Source organism: Streptomyces sp. S4.7 (assembly GCF_010384365.1).
Classification (GTDB): Bacteria; Actinomycetota; Actinomycetes; order Streptomycetales; family Streptomycetaceae; genus Streptomyces.
Window position 1 is genome coordinate 3,265,075 of sequence record NZ_CP048397.1, and the last position, 22,213, is coordinate 3,287,287.

The following is a 22,213-nucleotide window of genomic DNA, read 5'->3' on the forward strand; positions in this document are numbered from 1 at the left end:
CTCCCCCGAGCCCCCCGGGCGAGCGGGCGACAGCACTCACGCCGCCGTCGTCAGTGGCTGTTCCCGCTGGACGAACGTCACATGGCGGTGGCCACGGCGCAGGTCGATCCTGACGCGGAGGCCGCCGACCCGGGCGAGCATCACTCCCACGCCCACCGCCGCCAGCGCGGCGACCGCGCCGCCGGAGGCGAAACCGACCCTGGGGCCGTAGGTGTCGGTGACCCAGCCGACGATCGGGGCGCCCAGTGGCGTACCGCCCGTGAAGACCATCATGAACAGGGCCATCACCCGGCCGCGCATGGCCGGGTCCGTGGTCATCTGGATGCTGGAGTTGGCGGTGACATTGACCGTCAGGCCGCACATGCCGACCGGCACGAGCAGCGCAGCGAAGAGCCAGAACGTCGGCGCGAACGCGGTCACGATCTCCAGCACACCGAAGAGGACCGCCGCCGCGACCAGCAGCCGCATCCGGGAGGTGCCCCGGCGGGCCGCGAGCAGGGCGCCGATCAGGGAGCCGATCGCCATCAGGGTGTTGAGCAGGCCGTACGTACCGGCGCCGGCGTGGTAGACGTCGTCCGCGAAGGCCGACAGCCAGATCGGGAAGTTGAAGCCGAAGGTGCCGATGAACCCGACGAGCACGATCGGCCAGATCAGCTCGGGCCTGCCCGCCACGTAACGCAGCCCCTCCCGCAGCTGGCCCTTGCCGCGTGGGGTGCGTTCGACCTTCAGCAGTTCGGAGTTGCGCATCAGCAGCAGGGCGGTGAGCGGGGCGATGAACGACAGTCCGTTGAGGAGGAAGGCGTAACCGCTGCCGACGGCGGTGATCAGCACACCGGCGACGGCCGGGCCCACGAGCCGGGCGGACTGGAAGTTGGCCGAGTTCAGGCTGACGGCGTTACGGAGCTGGTCCGGCCCGACCATCTCGTGCACGAACGACTGCCGTGCCGGGTTGTCGACCACCGTGACCAGACCGAGTACGAAGGCCGTGGCGTACACGTGCCAGACCTGGACCTGACCGCTGAGGGTGAGCGCGGCGAGCGCGAGTCCGGTGACTCCCATCGCGGCCTGGGTGCCGAGCAGCAGGGTGCGCTTGTTGCACCGGTCGGCTATGACGCCGCCGTACAGGCCGAAGAGCAGCATCGGCAGGAATTGGAGGGCCGTGGTGATACCGACGGCCGTGGAGGATCCGGTGAGGGTGAGCACCAGCCAGTCCTGGGCGATGCGCTGCATCCAGGTGCCGGTGTTCGACACGACCTGTCCGGTGGCGAAGAGCCGGTAGTTACGGATCCTCAGCGAGCTGAACATGCTCGTGCGGGGCTGTTCGGTCTGTTCGACGGGGTCGGGGGTGGTCGGTGCGGGGGCGGAGTCTGCTCCGGATCCCGTACTCAAAGTTGGTTCGCCTCCTCGGCGTGGACAGTGTGCTTCTACGGGCCTACAGGTGCGCGAGCTTCTCCAGCACCGGCGCGGCGGCGCGGAGCTTGGACCATTCGTCCTCGTCCAGGCCCTCGGCCACGGCGGTCAGCCAGGCGTTGCGCTTGCGGCGGCTCTCTTCGAGCATGGCTTCGGCCCGCTCGGTCGACGTGACCACCTTCTGGCGGCGGTCGTCGGGGTGCGGCTCCAGCCGGACCAGTCCCTTGGCTTCGAGCAGGGCGACGATCCGGGTCATCGACGGCGGCTGTACGTGCTCCTTGCGGGCCAGCTCACCGGGTGTCGCCGAGCCGCAGCGGGCGAGGGTGCCGAGCACCGACATCTCGGTCGGGCTCAGCGACTCGTCGACGCGCTGGTGTTTGAGGCGCCGGCCCAGCCGCATGACGGCCGAGCGGAGTGCGTTCACGGCGGCCGCGTCGTCGCCGTGGGATAGATCAGGCATGTTGTTTAGCCTAACTCATTACCTTGGCTAAAGAAAACGGAAAACGGCCCTCCGCGCCAGGGCTCACAGATCCCACACATCGAGCGCCCGCAGCTCACTCGTACGAGTGAGACAGGCGCGGAAAGTGACCCAACGGCCCGCACGTGCCCGCGACCCTGGTCGGCATGGGATCGACGGTGCTCAGCCTGCGGATAGACGGTGAGCTGCTCGACCGGCTTCGGCAACACGCCGCCAGACGCGGAATGAGCGTCCAGGACTACGTGGTCGGGACGCTCATGCGCGACGATTTCGACGAACGCTTCAGGGCGGCCGTCGACGAGACGGAGAGGTTCTACGGCGCGGCGTGACGCCGGGACAAAACGCCCGCGGGGCGAGCCGGCCCTCTTATGTGAGGCCCAGCGCCGGCATCGCGTAGTAGAAGACGAACACGGCCGACACGACGTACATCGCCACCGGCACCTCGCGGCCCCGGCCCGCCGCCAGCCGCAGCAGGCTGAAGGTGATGAAGCCGATGCCGATGCCGTTGGTGATCGAGTACGTGAACGGCATGGTCACCATCGCCAGGAACGCGGGCACGGCGACGGTGAAGTCGCTCCAGTCGATGTCCTTGACCGATCCGGCGAGGATCAGGAAGCCGACCGCCACCAGTGCGGGCGTCGCCGCCTGGGACGGGACCATCGTCGCGATCGGTGTGAGGAACAGCGACAGCGAGAAGAGCGCACCCGTCACGACGGACGCCAGTCCGGTCCTGGCCCCCTCGCCGACACCCGCCGTGGACTCCACGAAGCAGGTGGTGGCGGAGGACGAGGTGGCGCCGCCGGACGCGACGGCGATGCCGTCCACGAACAGCACCCGGTTGATGCCGGGCAGCCGGCCCTTCTCGTCCATCAGCTTCGCCTCGTCGCCGACGCCGAGGATCGTGCCCATCGCGTCGAAGAACGTGGCCAGCAGCACGGTGAAGACGAAGAGGAGGCCGGTGAGGACGCCGACCTTCCCGAAGCCGCCGAAGAGACTGAGCTCGCCGATCAGCCCGAAGTCCGGCATGTCCACGGGGTTGCCCGGCCACTTCGGCGTCGTCAGGCCCCAGCTCGGCACCTCGGCGACCGCCTCGACGACGAGCGCGACCACCGTCATCGTGACGATCGAGATCAGGATCGCGCCGGGCACCTTGCGGATGATCAGCGCGAGCGTGAGCAGCGCGCCGAGCGCGAAGACCAGCACGGGCCAGCCGTTGAGGTGGCCGTCGGAGCCGAGCTGGAGCGGCACGGTGGTCCTGGCGGCGTCCGGGATACGGGAGACGAAGCCGGAGTCGACCAGACCGATCAGCATGATGAAGAGGCCGATACCGATCGCGATGCCCTTGCGGAGACTGGCCGGTACGGCGTTCATCACCCGTTCCCGCAGCCCGGTCGCGACCAGCAGCATCACCAGGAAACCGGCCAGGACGACCATGCCCATCGCGTCGGGCCAGCTCATCCTCGGGGCCAGCTGGAGCGCCACGACCGTGTTCACCCCGAGCCCGGCGGCGAGCGCGATCGGCACATTGCCGATGACGCCCATCAGGAGGGTGGCGAAGGCCGCGGTCAGCACGGTGGCGGTGACCAGCTGCCCGCCGTCGAGCTGGTTGCCGTACATGTCCTTCGCGCTGCCGAGGATGATCGGGTTCAGCACGATGATGTAGGCCATCGCGAAGAAGGTGGCGAAGCCGCCGCGGACCTCGCGGGCGACGGTGGAACCGCGCTCCGAGATCCTGAAGAAGCGGTCCATGGCGACCGGGGCGGTGGCCTTGTCCTGGACGGGCATGCGCAACCCTCGGTCGTCGTGGTCATCGGCTGTCATGTTCATCGGCTGTTCGAGCGAATGGAACCGGCCATGCGGAACGGGCCATCCCGCAAAACCGTTTCAGTATGAACAGATGGACCGGTGATCGCTATCTCCGCGCGTAGAGCCGTGCGGGACCGCGCCCGAGCGGGCCGGGGCCGCCGCATACACTGACGCCATGGCCAAATGGACCCCGACGCATGAGGCACCCGAGCCCCTGGAGGGACCGGTCGTCCCGACCATCGTCGGCGGCACCCTCATCTGGTTCGTCCTCTTCCTCGTGCAGATCCCGTTCTACGGCTGGTTCGACGACCACGGGCACCTCTGGTGGGTATGGACCTGTCTGGCCGGCGCCGGGCTGGGGCTGATCGGCATCTGGTACGTCCTCAGGCGCGACGCCGCCATCAGGCGCACGGCCCGGGAGACGGACACAAAGTCCGGCACCGCGCGGGGCGACGGACCGGGGTCGGACACCGGCGGCGGCTCCGCCGGGGACCCCGCGCCGTAATGCCCTGGGACGACTAGTGGCCGTACCTCTCGTACCTCGGTCGGATCTTCGGGCCCCCCGGCGGGTAAACGCCCCCGCGCGGCCGTAACGTCAACCCCATGACTCAGCGGGCGAAGATCGACACCGGCGGCGGCGAGCCACGCGGCCCCTCAATTGACGCGGGCGCGGAACTCGACCCCGTCCACCCGAGGGAACTGCCCGCACCGGCCGGCCGCGCCACGGGGCTGACCGCCGCGGAGGTCGCCGAACGGGTCGCGCGGGGCGAGGTCAACGACGTACCCGTACGCAGCAGCCGCTCGACCGCCGAGATCGTCCGCGCCAACGTCTTCACCCGCTTCAACGCGCTCATCGGTGTGCTCTGGGTGATCGTGCTGTTCGTCGCGCCGATCCAGGACAGCCTCTTCGGCTTCGTCATCATCGCGAACACCGGCATCGGCATCATCCAGGAGCTGCGCGCCAAGAGGACGCTCGACGGTCTGGCCGTCATCGGCGAGGCCAAGCCGGTCGTACGGCGTGACGGCGTCCCGGCCGGGATCTCCACCTCCGAGATCGTCCTCGGCGACGTCGTCGAGCTGGGCCCCGGTGACAAGGTCGTCGTGGACGGCGAGATCGTCGAGGCCGACAATCTGGAGGTCGACGAGTCACTGCTCACCGGTGAGGCCGACCCGGTGCTCAAGCGCCCCGGCGACACGGTGATGTCGGGCAGCTTCGTGGTCGCGGGCGGCGGCGCGTTCCGGGCGACGAAGGTGGGACGGGAGGCGTACGCGGCCCAACTCGCCGAGGAGGCGTCGCGCTTCACGCTCGTCCAGTCCGAACTGCGCAGCGGCATCAGCACGATACTCAAGTACGTGACCTGGATGATGGTCCCGACCGCGATCGGGCTGATCATCAGTCAGCTCGTCGTGAAGGAGAACGCCTTCAAGGACTCCGTCGCCCGGACCATCGGCGGCATCGTCCCGATGATCCCGGAGGGCCTGGTCCTGCTGACCTCGGTCGCTTTCGCGATCGGCGTCATCCGGCTCGGCCGCAAGCAGTGCCTCGTCCAGGAGTTGCCTGCGATCGAGGGCCTGGCCCGCGTCGACGTCGTCTGCCTCGACAAGACCGGCACGCTCACCGAGGGCGGCATGGACATCGCCGAACTGCGCCCGCTGGGCGGCGCGGACGAGGCGTACGTACGCACGGTGCTCGGCGCGCTCGGTGCCTCCGACCCCCGGCCCAACGCCAGCCTCCAGGCGATCATCGACGCCTACCCGGACCACTCGGGGTGGCGCGCCTCGGCGGCGCTGCCGTTCTCGTCGGCCCGCAAGTACAGCGGCGCCACGTTCAAGGGGGACGGCCTGGACGGGCCCACGAGCTGGCTCCTGGGCGCGCCCGACGTCCTGCTGCCCGCCGGTGATCCGACGCTCGCGGAGATCGACTCCCTCAACGAGCAGGGCCTGCGGGTGCTCCTGCTGGCCCGTGTCGACGGCACCGGACCGCTGGACGCGCCCGGCGTGACGGCCGGCGCCGAGCCGACGGCCCTGGTCGTGCTGGAGCAGCGGCTGCGCCCCGACGCCGCCGAGACCCTCACGTACTTCGCCGATCAGGACGTCGCGGCGAAGGTGATCTCCGGCGACAACGCGGTCTCGGTCGGCGCGGTGGCCGCGAAGCTCGGGCTGCCGGGCGCGGAGCGCACGGTGGACGCCCGCCAACTGCCCGCCGAGCGCGACGAGATGGCGAAGGCGCTCGACTCGGGCACGGTCTTCGGCCGGGTCAGCCCGCAGCAGAAGCGGGAGATGGTGGGCGCGCTTCAGTCGAACGGCCACACGGTCGCGATGACCGGTGACGGTGTGAACGACGTCCTCGCCCTGAAGGACGCCGACATCGGCGTCGCGATGGGATCGGGGTCGGAGGCGACGCGGGCGGTCGCCCAGATCGTGCTCCTGAACAACAGCTTCGCGACGCTGCCCTCGGTGGTGGCCGAGGGGCGCCGCGTCATCGGCAACATCACCCGCGTCGCCACGCTGTTCCTGACGAAGACGGTCTACTCGGTGCTGCTGGCCATCCTCGTGGTGTGCACGCAGGTGGAGTATCCGTTCCTGCCCCGGCATCTGACGCTGATCTCCACGCTCACGATCGGCGTCCCGGCGTTCTTCCTGGCCCTGGCGCCGAACAAGGAGCGCGCCAGACCGAACTTCGTACGCAGGGTGATGCGCTACTCGATCCCCAGCGGCATCGTCGCCGCCGCCGCCACGTTCACGACGTACTCGCTGGCCCGCTCGCACTACAGCGGTTCGGGCGCCCTGCCCGCCGAGACGAGCGCGGCGACACTGACGCTGTTCCTGGTCTCGATGTGGGTCCTGGCGATCATCGCCCGCCCGTACACCTGGTGGCGGGTGGGGCTGGTGCTGGCGATGGGATTCTGCTTCGTGGTGGTGCTGGTCGTCCCCGCGCTCCAGCACTTCTTCGCGCTGAAACTGGTGGGCACGACGATGCCCTGGACGGCGGTGGCGATCGCGGCCGTGGGCGGGGTGCTGCTGGAAGTGGCGTGGCGGGTGGTGGACCGGAAGTACCCGGTGTAGGCACGGCCGGCCGGGAGACGGTACGGCGAAGGGCCCCGCGCCGGGTGCGCGGGGCCCTTCGTGGTGCCTGCCCGGGCCGCTGCCCGCCGGGGTTGTTACGTCACTTCACGTCGACGAAGTCGCCGGCCGGGATGACCGCCGGGGTCGTGGACGTGCCGGCGAAGTTCCAGCGCCAGTAGCCGTCCACCGTGGCCTTGGTGGTGGTCCTTAGCGTGCCGGTGCTGGAGGTCTTGACCGTCTTGACCGTGCTGTAGGTGGTGCTGGTCTTCTTACGGAACTGGAGCTGCACCGACTGGGTCGCGTAGCCCTTGTAGGTGCCCGTCTCCCAGTTGGCGCGGGAGAGCTTGCCCGTGACCGTGATCGTGCCGCCCTTCTTCACCGGCTCCGGCGCGGCGTTGACGGTGATCTTGGACAGGCGCTGGAGGTTCGTCTTGGCGAACTTGTCGTTCTGGACGCTGTAGGTGTCGTTGGACAGTGCCCAGACACCGACGTTCCAGGTCTTGGAGTCGCTGTTGATGAGCCACAGCGGGTCGACCTCGATGGTCTGGGTGCACGTCGAGGTGGTGGCACTCGCGGCCGTGCACTTGAACGCTCCGGGCGCTCCGAAACCGAAGGAATCCGGGTCGTCGAGGCTGGAGCCGATCCAGATGATCGCGTCGGCGTCGGCGATGCCGGACGGGTGGGACGCGGTGATCGAGACGGAGACCTTCTTGACGGCGGTGGTGCCGACGACGATGGGCTTGCCGCCGTTGACCACGGCCTTGTTGATGACCGGGGCCTCGGCAGCCGCCCGGGCGTTGCCCTTCGGCGCGGCGGCGGAGCCCTCGTGGGTGGCGGAGCCGTAGGACGGCACGCCGGGACGTGTCCCCGCGGGCGCGGCCTGGGTGGCCGGCACAGCGAGGGCTGACAGAGCCAGGGCACCGGTCGCGACGGCAACAGTGGCGCGGATTCGCATGCATTTCCCCATGTGTCAGTGAGCCTGTTGGCTCACCCGTACAGACGAGGGTCAGGAGGTAATGGTTGTGCACAACGTGCGACTTTCGTGAAGATCGCACCTCTTGCCGTGACTTCAGTCGAACCAGCGGTCCCGCGCCAGTTCCTCCGTGCGCGACGCGTCCTCCAGCAGCGCGGCCACCTCGAAGCGGCGCGGCCACTGCCCCGCCGCCCACGCCAGCCCGGCGGCGACACCCTCCACCGTGGCCGCGTGGACCGTGCCGTCCGGTGTGCGGCGCCAGTCCAGCTCCACGCCGCCCGCGAGCAGCCGCTCGTGCTCGACGTAGGTGGCGGGCGTGCCCGCGCCGAGCAGTACGTGGACGGACTCCGGGACCTCGTACTCCTCGCCCTGTGTCGCCACCTCCGCCGTGACGCTCTCGCCCAGCCGACCGACCTGGAGCAGCTCCGCGAGGTCTGCGGTGCGCGCCGGGGCGACCGGCAGCAGCGGCAGTCCGGCGCTCAGCGGCAGCAGGTCGGGCGCGTCCGCGATCACGGCGTCCGCCGCGTCCACGATCCGCACCTCGCCGTCCACGACCGCGCGCAACTCGTCGGGCAGGGTGACCTGCTCGGGGTCGAGTTCCGCGATCGCCGTGTAGAGGGCGTGCAGCTGACGGGCCGTCACCTTACGGCCCGGATCGGCCAGCCGGGTCAGCAGCTCGGCCGCGCCGCCCGGCTCGTCCAGCAGCGCGGCCACCGACGTCCGTACACCCAGGGCGCGCAGCACCTGCGCGTCCTCGAAGCCGGACGCGTCCACGGAGTCGTACAGCCCGGCAAGCAGCGGATCGCCGCCGGCCGCGCGCAGACCGGCCGGGCGACGCCCGTCGAGCACCGGGTGGTCGCGCAGCCACCAGGCGGTGTACGAGCGCACGCTCTCGGTGGTGCCGTCGGGCAGCAGGACCCGTACGGGCGCGGTCAGCGCGTCCCTCAGCGGGGGCCGCGCCAGCAGGGCCAGCGCCTGCGGCCAGGCGTCGTCGTCCACGAGGTCCAGGTCGCGTACGGCCACGATCTCGGTGGCGACGGGCGGCACGGGTGTCTCGGGCAGCCGGTCCAGGACGTCCTCGCACCACACGTCGACGGCGTCGAGGAGACCGGCGTCGTCGGGTTCGGCGAAGTCGCCGTCGCGCGGCTCCAGTTCGTCGGGGTCCAGGACGACATCGGTGGCGCGTACGAGGATGAAGTCGGCCAGCACCCCGCAGGCGGCGAGCGGCTGTTCGCCCCAGCGCTCGGCCAGGTCGGCGTCGCACAGGGCGAGTTCGTCCTCGCGCATGACGGCGGCGAACGGGCTGCCGGGCAGGACGAGTTCACCGGCGGGAGCCAGTTCGCCGTCCTCGTCGGGCAGAGCGAGCGCGGCCAGCCACGGCTCGTCGCCGGCCTCCAGATCCGCGTCCCGCACCAGGGCGAGGACCGTCTCGGCCAACTCCTCGGCGTCCAGGCCCTGTTCCTCGTCCCACACCTCGGCGGAGTCCAGCGAGGCGGCGACCGCCGCGCGCACCTCCGGGGTGGTCAGCACGGCGCGCGGCGACGCGGGGAGGGCGCCCAGCTTCTCCAGCAGCGGGTGGGCGGCGTCGGGGTGCGCCACCCTCAGGCCGAGCCTGGCCAGGTCGGACGGCGTGTCGGCGAGCGGCAGCAGGACCCGCCGGGGCCCGACCGCCGTACGGCCACTGGCGAGCGGCACCGGCAGTCCGGACAGCCGGTCCGGGTCGACGCCGGCCAGCGACTCGTACAGCCGCCGCCACCACTCGGGAGGCCGCTCGGCGCCGCCGATGCGCTCGATCGCGTCGCCGAGGGGCAGCCGGCCCACGGCCAGGGACCGCAGCTCCGTGCGCCGTTCGAGTCCGGCGGGCAGCAATGTGGGCAGCACTTCGGCCAGTACGCGTACGGTGTCGGCGCCCGCGCCCTCCACGACCTCCGCCTCGAAGGGCCGCAGCGCGGTCAACTCCTCGCTGGGGGCGGCCGGTTCGAGAAAGGCGACACGCGGCAGCCGCTTGAGGACCGCGGCCCGCAGGACGCCGTCCAGCTCGCCCTTGCCGAGCGGTCCCGGTACCAGGTCGATCGTGCCGGTGGACACCGGCTGCCAGTCGCCGAGCAGTTCGGCGTAGGCGTCGGCGGCGCGCTCCACGAGGAAGTCGGTCAGCGGACCGGGCGCGGGGTGGCGCCTGGTGGTGTCCAGCGGCAGCGAGGCGATCAACAGCGCGGGGACGCCGAGAGGTTCGTCGGTCGGCGTCGGGGCGTGCACGACGGGTGCGGTACGGGGCCGGACCGGGGCGCCCTCGTCGTCCACGGGTACGGCCCAGGTGACCGCCCAGTGGGGGCGCAGGCGTTCCTCGACGGGGCGGCCTTCGAGCAGGTCGGGCGCGGTGGCGCCGTGGTGACTGACGACCCGCCAGCGCCGTACGGCGTCCGCGGCGCTGTCCTCGACGTGCACGTACGGGCCGTGCTCGGCGCGCCTGAGCACCCGCTCGCCGTCCGGGGTCTCGACCACGATCTCGGCGAGGCCCGGCAGGGTCAGCAGCAGCGCGTCGTCGATCGCGGCGAGCAGCCGCTCCACCAGGTCGAGCGCGGTCCCGTCCCGCAGGGGGAGGATGACCACGGTGTCGTAACCCTCCGGCGCGCTGCCCTCGGCGGGCAGCGGCAGCCGCAGCAGCGGCACGTGCCCGTCGCGGCGGCGCAGCTCGTCGCCGAGCCCGGGGCTCGTCCGGGCGGCCTCCTGGGCCAGCCCGCGCGCCTCGGCGAGCGACCAGCGGACGCCGCCGTGCCGGCCGACGACGGCCGGTTCGTCGCTGACGGCGATGACGGCGGCGAAACCGACACCGAACCGCCCCACGGCGGACTCGTGCCCCTCACGCTTGGCGGAGGCGCGCAGTGTGCTGAGCGATTCGACACCGGTCGCGTCGAGGGGCGCGCCGGTGTTGGCGGCCACGAGTACGGCGGGCCCTTCGGCCGTGGCGGGCCGCAGGGTGAGCCGGAGCCGGCCGGGGGCGCCGGCGCGGGCGGCCGCGTCGGCGGCGTTCTGCGCCAACTCGACGATCAGGCGGTCACGGTAGCCGCCGAGCGCGAGGTCCTCCTCGGCGTTGGCGTCCTCCCGGAAGCGGGCGGGACCCGCCCCCCAGGAGGCCAGTACCGCACGCCGCAGCCGAGCCGTCCCGAACGGGTCGACCCCCTCGGTCGTCGTGACGCTCACCCTGTGACTCCACTCTGTCCGCGTACCGGTCCCGTATCGGTAAGTGTGCGGCCCGAAGGTACCGCGCGGAGAAGTCGGTACGCAGAGCGGTGCCGCGATCGCCGGCCTTGCCGAGCCTGTCCGGCGACGGAGGGCAGAAACGTGGCCCGTCCGGCCGCGGAGGACGAACCGGTCGCCCGGCACGGCCGGTCACGGGCACAAGCCGTCGGGCCGGTCGGGCCCGCGGCCGGTCAGGCGCTGTCCGGACTCTCCGGGGTGCCGTTCCTCGTCGGGGGCTCCAGTTCGAACGCGTCCGCTCCCAGCTCGTCCAGCACGTGCGGTGCCGGACGCGGGGGCGTGGGCATCACGGCCGCCTCGGAGTGGCCGCCGCAGCCGTACGCCAGGGACACCACCCGTCCGTCCGCCGGCGAGAACTCGTTCGCGCAGACGCCGAACGCCTGCCGCAGCGAGCCCGCGAGCGGCAGCAGGAAGCCGCAGGACACACAGGGCGCGGGCGCCGCCTGTGCCATGGGGGTCTTCGCGCCGAACGCCTCGTCCCAGCGGTCCGCCGCGATGTGCAGCCCGTACCGGGACAGCACCCTGGCCCGGCGCATGCCGAGCTCCTCGGCAAGGGCCGAAATGGTGCCGCGGCCGGTGGTCGCCGTCGCGGCGTCGCCCGTCGCGCCCTCGCGGTCGGTCTCCTCGGCGTCCTCCGCCTCGACCAGGTCGGCCAGCGCCTGCGGAGTGACGCCCTCGCGCAGGACGGAGTTCGGCGGGGGCACGTCCTCGCCGCTGTAGCCGGGCTCCAGGCGCAGATCCTCCGCCTCGGTCGGCAGCAGATCGCCGGGGCCCATGTCGCCGGGGCGCAGCCGGTCGCTCCACGGCACCCATTCGGGGGCCTGGAGGGAGTCGGGGCCGGGCAGCAGCACCGTTTCGTCAAGGGTGACGAGCTTGGAGCGGGACGCGCGGGCCACGGTCACCGCCCAGCGCCAGCCCCGGTAGCCCATCTCCTTGCATTCGAAGAGATGGGTGACGACGCGGTCACCCTCGGACACCGCCGACACATGCTCGCCGACGACACCGGGCGCGGCAGCCTCCTCGGCTGCCGCCCTCGCGAGGTCTACCGCCTCGGCGCACAGGCGGTCGGGGGTTCGGCTTCGAGTCGTCGCAGCACTCACAGGTCTCGCTTCTCTCCTACGCCGTTTCACGGGTGCGCCGGCCGAGTCGCGATGCACGGGCCGAGGGCGGAGCGGACCAGAGGGCCGCATCGACGTCCACGCCCGAGGCCTCTCGGGCACACCTACCGTCAACCATTCTGCGGGATGACGAAGAGGCGCGCGGCCGAGAACAACCGCCGGTGGCGCGCTACGCACGCTACCCCCTCCACCGCCCGCCGCCCACCTGCACGCCCCCTTTCCCGGAGTTCGGGCAGCCCGGAGGCGGTGCGACAGCCCGGGAAAGGGCCGGAAGACAGCGGTGGAGCGGGTGTCCGAGCGGCCGTGAAATCTCGGCAAAGTAATGAGAAGAAGAGCCGAAGTCCGCGCGTCAGCGACGTCGTGGGCGTTCCCTCACCCGAAGTGGGGGCAGTATGACGGGGTGGCAGCCGTCAGGTCGTCCGAGAGGCCCGGTCCGTTCCGCAGAGCGGGCCGGTCGGTCGGGCGTGCCCTGCACCTGCCGTTCACCGGCACGGCCAAGGGCATCCGCAAGGCCACGCACGCGCACGGCGCGGGCGAGTCCGGCCTCGGCAGACTGATCGAGCTGCACGCCGTGAACGGCGCGGGTGACGTCATGATCACCGTCGCCCTCGCGTCGACGGTCTTCTTCTCCGTACCGACCGACGAGGCCCGTGGCCGCGTCGCGCTCTACCTCGCCGTCACCATGGCCCCCTTCACACTCCTGGCCCCGGTGATCGGCCCCCTCCTCGACCGCCTGCCGCACGGCCGCCGGGCCGCGATGGCCGGCGCCATGCTGACCAGGGCGCTGCTCGCGCTGACGATGTCGGGCGCGGTGGCGACGGGCGGCCTCGAGCTGTATCCGGCCGCGCTCGGCGTGCTCGTCGCCTCGAAGGCGTACGGGGTCGTCCGCAGCGCCGTCGTGCCACGGCTGCTGCCACCGAAGTTTCCCCTGGTCCGGGCCAATTCCCGGGTGACGCTCGCGGGGCTGCTCGCGACGGGTGCGGCGGCCCCGATCGGGGCCGGACTCCATCAGATCGGGCCGCAGTGGCCGCTGTACGGGGCGTTCGTCATCTTCGTCGCGGGCACGTTCCTGGCGTTCACGATGCCGCCGAAGGTGGACTCGGCCAAGGGCGAGCGCAAGATGCAGCTGGTGGCGCGCGGGAGCAAGAAGCGGCCGAGTCTGCGTACGGTCGGCCCCTCCGTCTTCAACGGCCTCCAGGCGAACGCGTCGCACCGCGCGCTCTCCGGCTTCCTGATCTTCTTCCTGGCGTTCCTGCTGCGCCAGCATCCGCTGGCGGGACAGAGCGCCGCCGTCTCGCTGGCCATCGTTGGCGTCTGCGCCGGTACGGGCAACGCGATCGGTACGGCGGTGGGCGCCTGGCTCAAGGCCCGCGCGCCCGAGCTGATCATCGCCACCGTGCTGGGTCTCGCGCTCACGGCGGCGATCTTCGCCGCGGTGTTCTTCGGCGGCCTGACGATCGCGGTGCTCGCCACCACGGCCGGTTTCACCCAGGCGCTGTCGAAGCTGTCGCTGGACGCGTGCATCCAGCGGGACGTCCCGGAGGAGGTCCGTACGTCCGCCTTCGCGCGCGCCGAGACGCTGCTCCAGATGTCCTGGGTGGTGGGCGGCGCGATCGGTATCGCGCTGCCGCTCAACGGCGTGCTCGGCATGTCGGTCGCCGCCGCTCTGGTCGCGACCGGGGCGCTGTTCTCCGTACGGGGGCTGCTCGGCGCGGCCAGGCACGGCGCGCCGCACCCGCGCGTCGGATGAGACCGGCCGGGCGATAGCCTTCCGCCCATGACCGTTGCGTTTATCTCTGCCAGGGCCCGCCGGACCGGTGTCGCGCTCGGCGCCGTCTCCGCGGGCCTGCTCGTCCTCTCGGCCTGCGACAAGCCGACGCCGGTCGCGACGGTGACGGTGGGCACGGACTCCGTGCACTCCGAGGCGGCCTGCTACAACCACGGCGAGTCGCTGGGTGAGCAGTCCGTGCTGGCGAAGTGCCTCAACGACACGTCCGGGCGCAAGACGATCCCGGTCTCCCTCGACGACCGGATCCACTTCGGCGTCGACCCGGCGATCGCGGACAACGGCTGGACCTTCTACATCGACGGCCAACGTGTGGAGCCGGAGCCGAACAAGGACACGTACCGCACCATCCAGGCGAGTTCGTTCTTCGCCTCGCAGACGGGCGAGCTGATCAAGTCCGTCGATCTCGGGATCGTGGAGACGAGCGAGAAGGAGAAGGCGGTCACCGGTGTCTGGAACTTCGAGCTGAAGAAGAAGTCCTGATCCCGGAGTTCCGGCCGGACCGCAACCCGGCGAGGGAGGGGCGTGCGTGCGCGTACTCGTCGTGACGGCCGTGCCGGCCGAGGCCGACGCGGTCTCCGCCGGACTGGGCGGATCCGGTACGGCGGCCACCGAGCGCGCCCTGCCGGGCGGTTACGTCCTGCGCGCCCGCCCGAGCGCCGATGTGCTGGCGGCCGGGGTCGGTCCCGCCGCGGCGGCGGCCGGTACGGCGACGGCGCTGGCCGCCTCGGCCTCCGCCACCCCGTACGACCTCGTGGTCTCCACCGGTATCGGCGGCGGGTTCCAACCGCTCGCCCCCCTCGGCTCGTTGGTGGTGGCCGACGCGATCGTCGCCGCCGACCTGGGCGCCGAGACGCCCGAGGGTTTCCTGCCGGTGGACGAACTCGGCTTCGGCCGCACCGTCCACCTCCCGCCCCCGGAGGTGGCCGCCCGGATCGCGCACCTGCTGGACGCCGTCCACGCGCCGGTGCTCACCGTCTCCACCGTGACCGGATCGGCCGCCCGCACCGGTGAACTGATCGCGCGTCACCCGCGCGCCGCCGCCGAGGCGATGGAGGGGTTCGGTGTCGCGGAGGCCGCCGCCGCGTACGCCCTGCCGGTGATCGAGATCCGCGCGGTCTCCAACGCCGTCGGCCCGCGCGACCGTTCGGCGTGGCGCATCGGCCCGGCACTGGACGCGTTGCGGTACGCCTTCCAGCAACTCAGCCCCGTCTTCGAGGAGTCGCCATGAGTCATGCCGCCGCCAAGCCCCTGCGCATCGCCTACTCGCCCTGCCCCAACGACACGTTCGTCTTCGACGCGTGGGCGCACGGCCGGGTGCCCGGCGCGCCCGAGCTGGACGTGACGTTCGCGGACATCGACATCACCAACGGCATGGCGGAGCGCGGCGAGCTGGACGTGCTGAAGGTGTCGTACGCCGTGCTGCCGTGGGTCCTCGACGAGTACACGCTGCTGCCGTGCGGCGGCGCGCTCGGCCGCGGCAACGGTCCGCTGGTCCTGACCCGCGAGCCGGCCTCCGATCTGACGGGCGCGACCGTCGCCGTACCGTCCGAACGGTCCACCGCCTACCTGCTGTTCCGGCTGTGGGCGGCTGAGGTCGTGCCGGGCGGGGTGGGCCGGATCGTGGTCATGCCCTTCCACGAGATCATGCCCGCGGTGCGCGACGGCAAGGTCGACGCGGGGCTCGTCATCCACGAGGCGCGCTTCACCTACCGGGACTACGGGCTGCACCGGCTCGCCGACATGGGCGAGCACTGGGAGTCCACGACGGGCCTGCCGATCCCGCTGGGCGCGATCATCGCGAAGCGGAACCTGGGTTCAAACACGCTCCAGCTGCTGGCGGACTCGGCGCGTACGTCGGTCCGCATGGCGTGGGACGACCCGGAGGCGTCCCGCCCGTACGTCCGCGCCCACGCGCAGGAGATGGACCCGGCGGTCGCGGAGCAGCACATCGGCCTGTACGTGAACGAGTTCACCGCCGACCTCGGCCCGGACGGCTACGCGGCGGTCCGGGGGCTCCTCACCCGCGCGTCGGCGGAGGGCCTGGTTCCACCGCTCCCCCCGGAGGCGCTGGCCTTCGGCTGACCAGCCGGGACCTCGGTCCTAGGACCCGGGTGTACGGGCCTGGTCCGTGCGGCCGATACGCGACCGCCGGACCCCGTCCTAGCGTCACACCCATGACCAACGACGTGAACACGAGCGGTGTCCTGGAAGAGGCCCTGGGGCGGCTGCACGCCTCCGGTCCCGAGATCTACGAGTGGCGCCTGACCAACCACGCCCCCATGGTGGTCGAGGCGCTCGCCACGCACGGGCAGTCGGCGGCCGTGCACCGCTGGCTGGACGCCTACCAGGCCAGGCTCGACGACTTCCCCACCCCCGTGTCCCCCGTGACCGACGCCAACTGGCGGGAGGCGCTGGGCGATACGCGCCGGGGAGCGGACTGGATCGGCTACTTCCTGCGGGCGACCGGGGAACGGCCCTGGCGTGACGTGCTCGCCCAGTGGTGGGCCCGGCTGCTGCCGGGACTGTACGGCGGGTCCACCCACCCGGTGATCCGGGTCGGCCACGCCGTACGCGTCATCACCCGGAGCGGGGAGAACGGGCCGCGCCTCACCGAACTCGCCCACGGACTCGGCTACTGGGCCGCCCGGCACCACACGGTCCCCGGCGTCGCCCCACTCCCCGGTGCCCCGGACGCCGACGGCGCGCTGGAGGCCGTCCCCGCGATCAGCGACTTCCAGGGCGGCTTCCGGGACAGGCTCGCCCGGGTCGACCGCCTGCCGGTCTGGTCGGCGGACGTCACCGACCCGGACGAGGCACGGGACCGGCTGACGGCCCTGGTGGCCGCGGCGACCCACCGCTACGCCACCCACGGCCACGGCGACGAGACGATGCTGGTCCACGCGGCAACGGCCCCCAACGCCGTACTCCGCACCCTGCCCGCCCTGCCCCGCGCCCTGTGGGTCCCGAGCCTGCACGCGGCCTGGACGGCCTCCGCGGCGGTGACCTCGATGTACGCCCCACCCGCCCCGGCCCCGTACACCCCAGCCCCGGCCGTGACGCCCGAGGAGGTCCTCGAACGGGCCCTGGCCCACGGCGACGAGCACGTCATCAAGTTCGCCGACACGGCGCTGGACGTGGGCGACGAACGGGCACTGACGGCGGCACTGCGCGCGATCGACCTGAGCGAACCGCTGATCTACTGAGGATGCGGCCTTGGCAGCAGCTGGAGGTGTACATCGGCATGCGCTGCGGCCCCGAGGTCGCGTGACACGGCCGGGACGCGGGCGGGAGCAGGCGGGGGGAGGGAGCCGGACTCACGTGTCAGGCCACAGGGCCGGTGAGCCCGGCGGGGTTCGGTGGGGTTCGGCGGGTGGGGCTATACGTCGAGTTGGTCCGCCACCGCGCGCAGCAGGCCCGCGATGTTCGCACCCTGCGACTTGTCCGGGTATCTGCCGCGCTCCAGCACGGGCGTGATGCTCTCCAGGAGCGTCGTCAGGTCCTGGACGATCGAGGCGAGTTCGTCGGGCTTGCGGCGCTGGGCCGCCGCCACCGACGGGGCCGGGTCGAGGACCGTGACCGAGAGGGCCTGGTCACCACGTTGGCCCGCGACGACGCCGAACTCGACGCGCTGGCCCGGCTTCAGTGCGTCGACTCCGGCAGGGAGGACCGATGAGTGGACGAAGACGTCGCCGCCGTCGTCACGGGAGAGAAAGCCGAAGCCCTTCTCGCGGTTGAACCACTTGACCTGGCCGGTAGGCACGTCTGTCCTCGTCCTCATATGTGTTGGGGGCGCTGGCGCGCACAGAAACGGCTCTGGATAGCACTACAGCGGGTCGGACGACCCGCCAATCCCCAAGGCTAATGGTCCAGGGGCTGGTGACAAGACGTCGCCGGTTGGTTCCTGTCCGCATGGAACTACCCTGGTGGAGTGACCGCTACTCCTTCATCGCCCTCGACGGAATCCGCACCCGACGCCGCGTCCGAACCCGCCGCCCAAGTGGCCGGTCCCGGCGACCGGCTGGTGCGGATCGGCGCGATCGTCTTCATCGTCGGCGCGGTCGCCACACTGGTCACCGTGGCCCCACTGTTCCTCGGGACGGACCCGTTCCCGACCGTCGCCTACGCGCTGTGCATGCTCATGGCCGTCGGCTTCGTGATCGCCGGCGCCGGCCTCCTGCGGTCGATCGCCGCGCAGCGCCGTCAGGCCAGGTCGGCGGCGGGCTCCGCGACGTAGGCGCGCAGCCACTCCGGGAACGCCAGCAGGTCCGGCAGCACGACGTCCGCGCCCGCCGCCCGCAGTTCCCCCTCGCCGCAGGGGCCGGTCGGCACCGCGACCGAGAGCGCGCCCGCCGTACGGGCACCGCGTACGTCGCCCGTGTGGTCGCCCACGTACACGCTCGCGCCGTGCTCGCGCAGCGCCTCCGCCTTCGCTTCCGCCCAGAGCCGGCCGACGACCGCGTCCGGTTCCACACCGAGATGCGCGAGATGCAGCTTCGCGTTCGGCTCGTGCTTCGCCGTCACCACGATCACCCGCCCGCCGAGCGACCGAACGGCTGCGACCGCCTCACGGGCCCCGGCCATCAGCAGCGTCGGCGCGATGGCGTGAGTGGGATAGATCTCCCGGTACCGGTCGCCCATCGCCGCGATGCGGTCCGCCGGGAACCAGTGCGCCAACTCCTCGTCGAGCGGCGGTCCCAGCCGGGTGACGGCCAGATCGGCGTCGATCGGGACACCGGTCTCGGCCGAGAGAGCGCGGTAGGCGGCGTGGATGCCGGGCCGGGAGTCGATGAGGGTCATGTCGAGATCGAAGCCGACCGTCGGCGGCCGGTCGCGACCGACGGACAGGGGCGGGGTCGGGAGCGAAGTCATACGAGCATTGTGCCCGGACCCCTCCGCCGGTCGGTGGCCTGATCTCGACGCTTAGACTTAGCCAAGCCTTACCAAGCCACGCCCACGTCAATCCGCGCCCAGCCACGTCCAAGCCATGCCTCGCCGACCCACGCCGCGCCACGCCCCGCCGTCGTGGTCCCGGAGCCCAGCACCCGATTGGTCCCGATGACAGCCGCCGCCGTCCCGACGACCCACCGCACCAGACGCGCTCTCGTCGCCCGCCGCATCGGCTGGACGACGGTCGCCGCCGCGGCCCTGCTGCTCGCCGTCCTGCTCAGCCTCGCGGTCGGGGCCCGCGCCGTCGCGCCGGGCGCCGTGTTCGACGCGCTGCTCAACGGGGGTCACGGCGAGGACGCCGAGGTCGTACGGCAACTGCGGGTGCCCCGTACCGTCGTCGGCCTGATGGTCGGCGCCGCGCTCGCGCTCGCCGGTACGGTCCTCCAGGGCATCACCCGCAACCCCATCGCCGACCCCGGCATCCTCGGAATCAGCCAGGGCGCGGCGGTCGGCGTCGTCATGGCCATCGCCTTCGCCGGGGTGCACACGCTGACCGGATACGTGTGGTTCGCGTTCGCCGGCGCTGCCGTCGCCTCGGTCGCCGTGTACGCGATCGCCTCACGCGGCAGGGGCGGCGCGACCCCGGTCAAACTCGCCCTCGGCGGCGCCGCGATCAACGCGCTCCTGGTCTCCGTGACGATGGGCATCCTGACGACCCGGGCCGCCGCGCTGGACGAGTTCCGCTTCTGGCAGGTGGGGTCGGTCGCGGGCCGGGACGCCGAACTCGTCGGCCAGGTCTGGCCGTTCCTCCTCGTCGGCACGGTCCTGGTGGTGAGCGTCGCGCGCGGGCTCGACGCGCTCGCGCTCGGCGAGGACGTCGCGAAGGGCCTCGGGCAGAACGTCGGAGCCGTCCGCGTCGTGGGCGGTGTCGGCGCGACCGTACTCGTCGGGGTCGGCGTCGCCGCGGCCGGGCCGATCGCCTTCGTCGGCCTCGCCGTCCCGCACATCGCCCGCGCGATCGTCGGCAGCGACCACCGCTGGCTGATGCCGATGGCCGCGCTGGTCGGGCCGGTGATGCTGCTCGTGGCCGATGTGCTCGGCCGTGTCCTGTTCCCGCCGGGCGAGGTGCCGGCGGGCGTGATGACGGCGCTGCTCGGTGTGCCGTTCCTGGTCGCTCTCGTACGCAGGAAGGCGGTACCGGCATGAGTACGGCCCCAGCGGCCGACCGGAAAGTGGTCACCAGGGGCGCCGGGGTACGGCCCGCCGGATACTCACTCGTACGCACCCGGCTGGGCACCCGGCGCGTGTCGTTCCTCGTGCACCGGCGCGCGGCGGTCGTCGCCTGCGCCCTCGCGGTGCTGCTCTCGCTGGTCTGCGTCGCCTACCTCGGCGTCGGCGAGAGCTTCGTCGCCCCCGCCGAGGTCCTGAAGGTGATCCTCGGACAGCCGTCGCCGGACGAACTGGTCGTCGGCACGCTGCGGCTGCCGCGCATGGTGGTCGGTCTCCTCGTCGGCGCCGCCTTCGGTGTCTCCGGCGCGCTCATCCAGACCGTCGCCCGCAACCCGCTCGCCAGCCCGGACATCATCGGGGTCACGCAGGGCGCGAGCGCGCTGACGGTCTTCGCGATGACGTACGGCGTCACGTCGTTCACCGTCCTGCCCTACCTCTCGGTCACGGGCGGCATGCTGGCCGCCGTGCTCGTGTACGTCTTCGCCTGGCGCGGCGGGCTGCACGCCACCCGCTTCGTCCTCATCGGCATCGGCTTCGCGATCGCGCTGCGCTCGCTCACCACACTCTTCATGACGAAGGGCGACTATCTGGTCGCCCAGCAGGCCCAGGTGTGGATGACCGGCTCGCTCAACGGCCGCGGCTGGGACGAGGCCGCGCCGCTCGGCTGGGTGCTGCTGATCCTGCTGCCGGCGGTGGCGTGGGCGGCGTACGCCCAGCGCACGGTGTCGATGGACGACGGGACCGCCACCGCGCTCGGCGTGCGCCTGGGGCACGTACGGCTCGGGCTCGTCCTGCTCGGCGTGGTGCTGGCGTCGGTGGCGACCGGGACCGCGGGGCCGGTGGACTTCGTCGCGCTGCTCGCCCCGCAGATCGCGCGGCGGATGACGCGTACGGCGCAGATCCCGCTGCTCTGCTCCGCGCTGCTCGGCGCGGTGATCGTCGTACTCGCCGACCTCCTCGCGCGCAAGCTGTTCGCGCCCACCGAACTGCCCGTGGGCGTGCTCACGGCCGCGATCGGTGCCCCGTATCTGATCTGGCTGATCATCCGCAGCCGTACCGCAGGAGCTGGAGCATGAGCATGGGCGCAGGCACGGGCACGGGCACGGGCATCGGTGGCCGGACGGAGGCGCGGGAGACCGGCGTGAGCCGGCTCGCGGCCCACGAGCTGACGCTCGCCTACGACGACCGCACGGTCGTACACGGTCTCGAACTGGCCGTCCCCGACGGGCGGGTGACCGTGATCGTCGGCCCCAACGCCTGCGGCAAGTCGACCACGCTGCGCGCGCTCGGGCGGCTGCTGAGGCCGAAGAGCGGTTCGGTGCTGCTGGACGGCGCGGAGCTGGCGAGCATCCCGACGCGGAGGATCGCGCAGTCGATCGGTCTGCTGCCGCAGTCGCCGTCCGCGCCCGAGGCGATCACCGTCGCCGACCTGGTCTCGCGCGGGCGCCAGCCACATCAGCGCTGGTGGCAGCAGTGGTCGGAGGAGGACGAGCGGGCCGTGACGGACGCGATGGGGCGTACGGACGTGACCGAGCTGGCCGAGCGGTCGGTCGACGAACTGTCGGGCGGTCAGCGGCAGCGCGTGTGGATCGCGATGGCGCTGGCGCAGGAGACGGATCTGCTGCTGCTGGACGAGCCGACGACGTTCCTGGACATCGCCCACCAGGTGGAGGTGCTCGACCTGGTGCGCCGCCTCAACCACGACCAGGGCCGCACGGTCGTGATCGTGCTCCACGACCTCAACCAGGCGGCGCGGTACGCCGATCACCTGGTGGCCATGAAGGAGGGCCGGATCGTCGCGGAGGGCGCTCCGGGCGAGGTCGTCACGGCGGAGCTGGTACGCGAGGTGTTCGGCCTCGAATCGGTGGTGGTCCCGGACCCGGTGACGGGGTCACCGCTGGTGGTCCCGGGGGCGCCGTACCGGCCGGGGGACGGGGAGTAGTCGCGCGCGACGGCGCCGTCCCCCCGGACGCCGGACGGGGTCGGGTCGTGCCGCCCGGCGCGGTCGCGGATCGAGGACGACCGGGAGCCGCTTCGAAGCGCGGGCGCGCGTCGGCGCGCGGCGTGTGCCGGCGGAGCCGGGAGCGGCACGGAAGCACGTCACCGACAGCGGAGCATGGCGACCCGGCGGCCACGGAGACGCAGCGACGGCGCCCACCACCTCAGCCCTCACGGTGGCGGGAGCGTGGTTGCGCGGC

The 22,213-nt window shown here is 72.1% G+C and carries 20 protein-coding genes; 12 read left to right on the plus strand and 8 right to left on the minus strand.

The window, feature by feature from the left end:
• Positions 1-36: 36 nt before the first annotated feature.
• Positions 37-1,389: an MFS transporter gene (locus tag SSPS47_RS14250; protein ID WP_203557845.1), complete on the minus strand. Its 1,353-nt coding sequence runs from the start codon at positions 1,387-1,389 to the stop codon at positions 37-39.
• Between the two features lie 43 nt (positions 1,390-1,432).
• Positions 1,433-1,870 (minus strand): MarR family transcriptional regulator, encoded by a 438-nt coding sequence (locus SSPS47_RS14255; RefSeq protein ID WP_078076637.1) that lies wholly within the window; start codon positions 1,868-1,870, stop codon positions 1,433-1,435.
• 164 nt (positions 1,871-2,034) lie between these two features.
• Between SSPS47_RS14255 and SSPS47_RS14260 the strand changes: the two genes are divergently transcribed.
• Positions 2,035-2,217: a ribbon-helix-helix protein, CopG family gene (locus tag SSPS47_RS14260; protein WP_147876719.1), complete on the plus strand. Its 183-nt coding sequence runs from the start codon at positions 2,035-2,037 to the stop codon at positions 2,215-2,217.
• A 37-nt stretch (positions 2,218-2,254) separates the two neighbouring features.
• Here SSPS47_RS14260 and SSPS47_RS14265 read toward each other — a convergent pair whose 3' ends face one another.
• On the minus strand, positions 2,255-3,673 hold the full coding sequence (locus tag SSPS47_RS14265; protein ID WP_164254579.1) for an NCS2 family permease: 1,419 nt from the start codon (positions 3,671-3,673) through the stop codon (positions 2,255-2,257).
• Between the two features lie 196 nt (positions 3,674-3,869).
• On the opposite strand from SSPS47_RS14265, the gene SSPS47_RS14270 reads away from it, so the two are divergent.
• Together SSPS47_RS14270 and SSPS47_RS14275 are read left to right on the plus strand one after the other, a co-directional pair.
• Entirely contained in the window at positions 3,870-4,199 is a 330-nt protein-coding gene (locus tag SSPS47_RS14270) for a DUF2530 domain-containing protein (protein WP_164251469.1), read from the plus strand.
• A 98-nt stretch (positions 4,200-4,297) separates the two neighbouring features.
• Entirely contained in the window at positions 4,298-6,760 is a 2,463-nt protein-coding gene (locus tag SSPS47_RS14275) for a cation-translocating P-type ATPase (protein ID WP_164251470.1), read from the plus strand.
• Between the two features lie 100 nt (positions 6,761-6,860).
• On the opposite strand, the gene SSPS47_RS14280 is transcribed toward SSPS47_RS14275, so the two are convergent.
• The 3 genes from SSPS47_RS14280 to SSPS47_RS14290 all read right to left on the minus strand — a co-directional run bounded on the left by SSPS47_RS14280 (position 6,861) and on the right by SSPS47_RS14290 (position 12,091).
• On the minus strand, positions 6,861-7,715 hold the full coding sequence (locus SSPS47_RS14280) for a DUF5707 domain-containing protein (RefSeq protein WP_164251471.1): 855 nt from the start codon (positions 7,713-7,715) through the stop codon (positions 6,861-6,863).
• A gap of 114 nt (positions 7,716-7,829) precedes the next feature.
• The gene (locus SSPS47_RS14285) at positions 7,830-10,934 is read right to left on the minus strand and encodes a molecular chaperone Hsp90 (protein WP_164251472.1); all 3,105 of its coding nucleotides are present in this window, start codon (positions 10,932-10,934) and stop codon (positions 7,830-7,832) included.
• Between the two features lie 230 nt (positions 10,935-11,164).
• Positions 11,165-12,091: a DUF3027 domain-containing protein gene (locus SSPS47_RS14290; protein ID WP_164251473.1), complete on the minus strand. Its 927-nt coding sequence runs from the start codon at positions 12,089-12,091 to the stop codon at positions 11,165-11,167.
• Positions 12,092-12,509: 418 nt separating this feature from the next.
• Between SSPS47_RS14290 and SSPS47_RS14295 the strand changes: the two genes are divergently transcribed.
• From SSPS47_RS14295 to SSPS47_RS14315, 5 genes are all read left to right on the plus strand, one after another.
• Entirely contained in the window at positions 12,510-13,859 is a 1,350-nt protein-coding gene (locus SSPS47_RS14295) for an MFS transporter (RefSeq protein WP_147876714.1), read from the plus strand.
• Between the two features lie 27 nt (positions 13,860-13,886).
• Positions 13,887-14,378, plus strand: a complete 492-nt coding sequence (locus SSPS47_RS14300) for a DUF2771 domain-containing protein (RefSeq protein ID WP_164251474.1) — start codon at positions 13,887-13,889, stop codon at positions 14,376-14,378.
• Between the two features lie 46 nt (positions 14,379-14,424).
• The gene (locus tag SSPS47_RS14305; RefSeq protein WP_164251475.1) at positions 14,425-15,126 is read left to right on the plus strand and encodes a futalosine hydrolase; all 702 of its coding nucleotides are present in this window, start codon (positions 14,425-14,427) and stop codon (positions 15,124-15,126) included.
• Positions 15,123-15,980 (plus strand): 1,4-dihydroxy-6-naphthoate synthase, encoded by an 858-nt coding sequence (locus tag SSPS47_RS14310; protein ID WP_164251476.1) that lies wholly within the window; start codon positions 15,123-15,125, stop codon positions 15,978-15,980. Before SSPS47_RS14305 ends, SSPS47_RS14310 begins: the two co-directional genes overlap by 4 nt.
• A gap of 92 nt (positions 15,981-16,072) precedes the next feature.
• On the plus strand, positions 16,073-17,101 hold the full coding sequence (locus SSPS47_RS14315; RefSeq protein WP_164251477.1) for a questin oxidase family protein: 1,029 nt from the start codon (positions 16,073-16,075) through the stop codon (positions 17,099-17,101).
• Between the two features lie 173 nt (positions 17,102-17,274).
• Here the strand turns inward: SSPS47_RS14315 and SSPS47_RS35970 are convergent, their stop codons facing one another.
• Positions 17,275-17,658: a cold-shock protein gene (locus tag SSPS47_RS35970; RefSeq protein ID WP_078076620.1), complete on the minus strand. Its 384-nt coding sequence runs from the start codon at positions 17,656-17,658 to the stop codon at positions 17,275-17,277.
• Positions 17,659-17,895: 237 nt separating this feature from the next.
• Between SSPS47_RS35970 and SSPS47_RS14325 the strand changes: the two genes are divergently transcribed.
• Positions 17,896-18,132, plus strand: coding sequence for a hypothetical protein (locus SSPS47_RS14325; RefSeq protein ID WP_147876805.1), 237 nt, complete (start codon positions 17,896-17,898; stop codon positions 18,130-18,132).
• Here SSPS47_RS14325 and SSPS47_RS14330 read toward each other — a convergent pair.
• Positions 18,099-18,767, minus strand: coding sequence for an HAD family hydrolase (locus SSPS47_RS14330; protein WP_164251478.1), 669 nt, complete (start codon positions 18,765-18,767; stop codon positions 18,099-18,101). The genes SSPS47_RS14325 and SSPS47_RS14330 overlap by 34 nt on opposite strands.
• 186 nt (positions 18,768-18,953) lie before the next feature.
• On the opposite strand from SSPS47_RS14330, the gene SSPS47_RS14335 reads away from it, so the two are divergent.
• From SSPS47_RS14335 to SSPS47_RS14345, 3 genes are read left to right on the plus strand one after another with little or no spacing between them, the layout of a single operon-like run.
• A complete protein-coding gene (locus SSPS47_RS14335) occupies positions 18,954-19,991 on the plus strand; it encodes an iron ABC transporter permease (RefSeq protein ID WP_147876708.1) in 1,038 nt (345 codons plus the stop codon).
• Positions 19,988-21,091, plus strand: a complete 1,104-nt coding sequence (locus tag SSPS47_RS14340) for an iron ABC transporter permease (RefSeq protein WP_164251479.1) — start codon at positions 19,988-19,990, stop codon at positions 21,089-21,091. The genes SSPS47_RS14335 and SSPS47_RS14340 overlap by 4 nt, the downstream gene beginning before the upstream one ends.
• 2 nt (positions 21,092-21,093) lie before the next feature.
• Positions 21,094-21,957 (plus strand): ABC transporter ATP-binding protein, encoded by an 864-nt coding sequence (locus tag SSPS47_RS14345; protein WP_275405191.1) that lies wholly within the window; start codon positions 21,094-21,096, stop codon positions 21,955-21,957.
• Positions 21,958-22,213 lie beyond the last annotated feature (256 nt).

Coding starts and splice junctions, on each gene's coding strand:
- SSPS47_RS14255 (WP_078076637.1), bottom strand. CDS start 1,870: ATGCCTGATCTATCCCACGGCGACGACGCGGCCGCCGTGAACGCACTC.
- SSPS47_RS14260 (WP_147876719.1), top strand. CDS start 2,035: ATGGGATCGACGGTGCTCAGCCTGCGGATAGACGGTGAGCTGCTCGAC.
- SSPS47_RS14265 (WP_164254579.1), bottom strand. CDS start 3,673: ATGCCCGTCCAGGACAAGGCCACCGCCCCGGTCGCCATGGACCGCTTC.
- SSPS47_RS14270 (WP_164251469.1), top strand. CDS start 3,870: ATGGCCAAATGGACCCCGACGCATGAGGCACCCGAGCCCCTGGAGGGA.
- SSPS47_RS14275 (WP_164251470.1), top strand. CDS start 4,298: ATGACTCAGCGGGCGAAGATCGACACCGGCGGCGGCGAGCCACGCGGC.
- SSPS47_RS14280 (WP_164251471.1), bottom strand. CDS start 7,715: ATGCGAATCCGCGCCACTGTTGCCGTCGCGACCGGTGCCCTGGCTCTG.
- SSPS47_RS14300 (WP_164251474.1), top strand. CDS start 13,887: ATGACCGTTGCGTTTATCTCTGCCAGGGCCCGCCGGACCGGTGTCGCG.
- SSPS47_RS14310 (WP_164251476.1), top strand. CDS start 15,123: ATGAGTCATGCCGCCGCCAAGCCCCTGCGCATCGCCTACTCGCCCTGC.
- SSPS47_RS14315 (WP_164251477.1), top strand. CDS start 16,073: ATGACCAACGACGTGAACACGAGCGGTGTCCTGGAAGAGGCCCTGGGG.
- SSPS47_RS14330 (WP_164251478.1), bottom strand. CDS start 18,767: ATGACTTCGCTCCCGACCCCGCCCCTGTCCGTCGGTCGCGACCGGCCG.
- SSPS47_RS14335 (WP_147876708.1), top strand. CDS start 18,954: ATGACAGCCGCCGCCGTCCCGACGACCCACCGCACCAGACGCGCTCTC.
- SSPS47_RS14340 (WP_164251479.1), top strand. CDS start 19,988: ATGAGTACGGCCCCAGCGGCCGACCGGAAAGTGGTCACCAGGGGCGCC.
- SSPS47_RS14345 (WP_275405191.1), top strand. CDS start 21,094: ATGGGCGCAGGCACGGGCACGGGCACGGGCATCGGTGGCCGGACGGAG.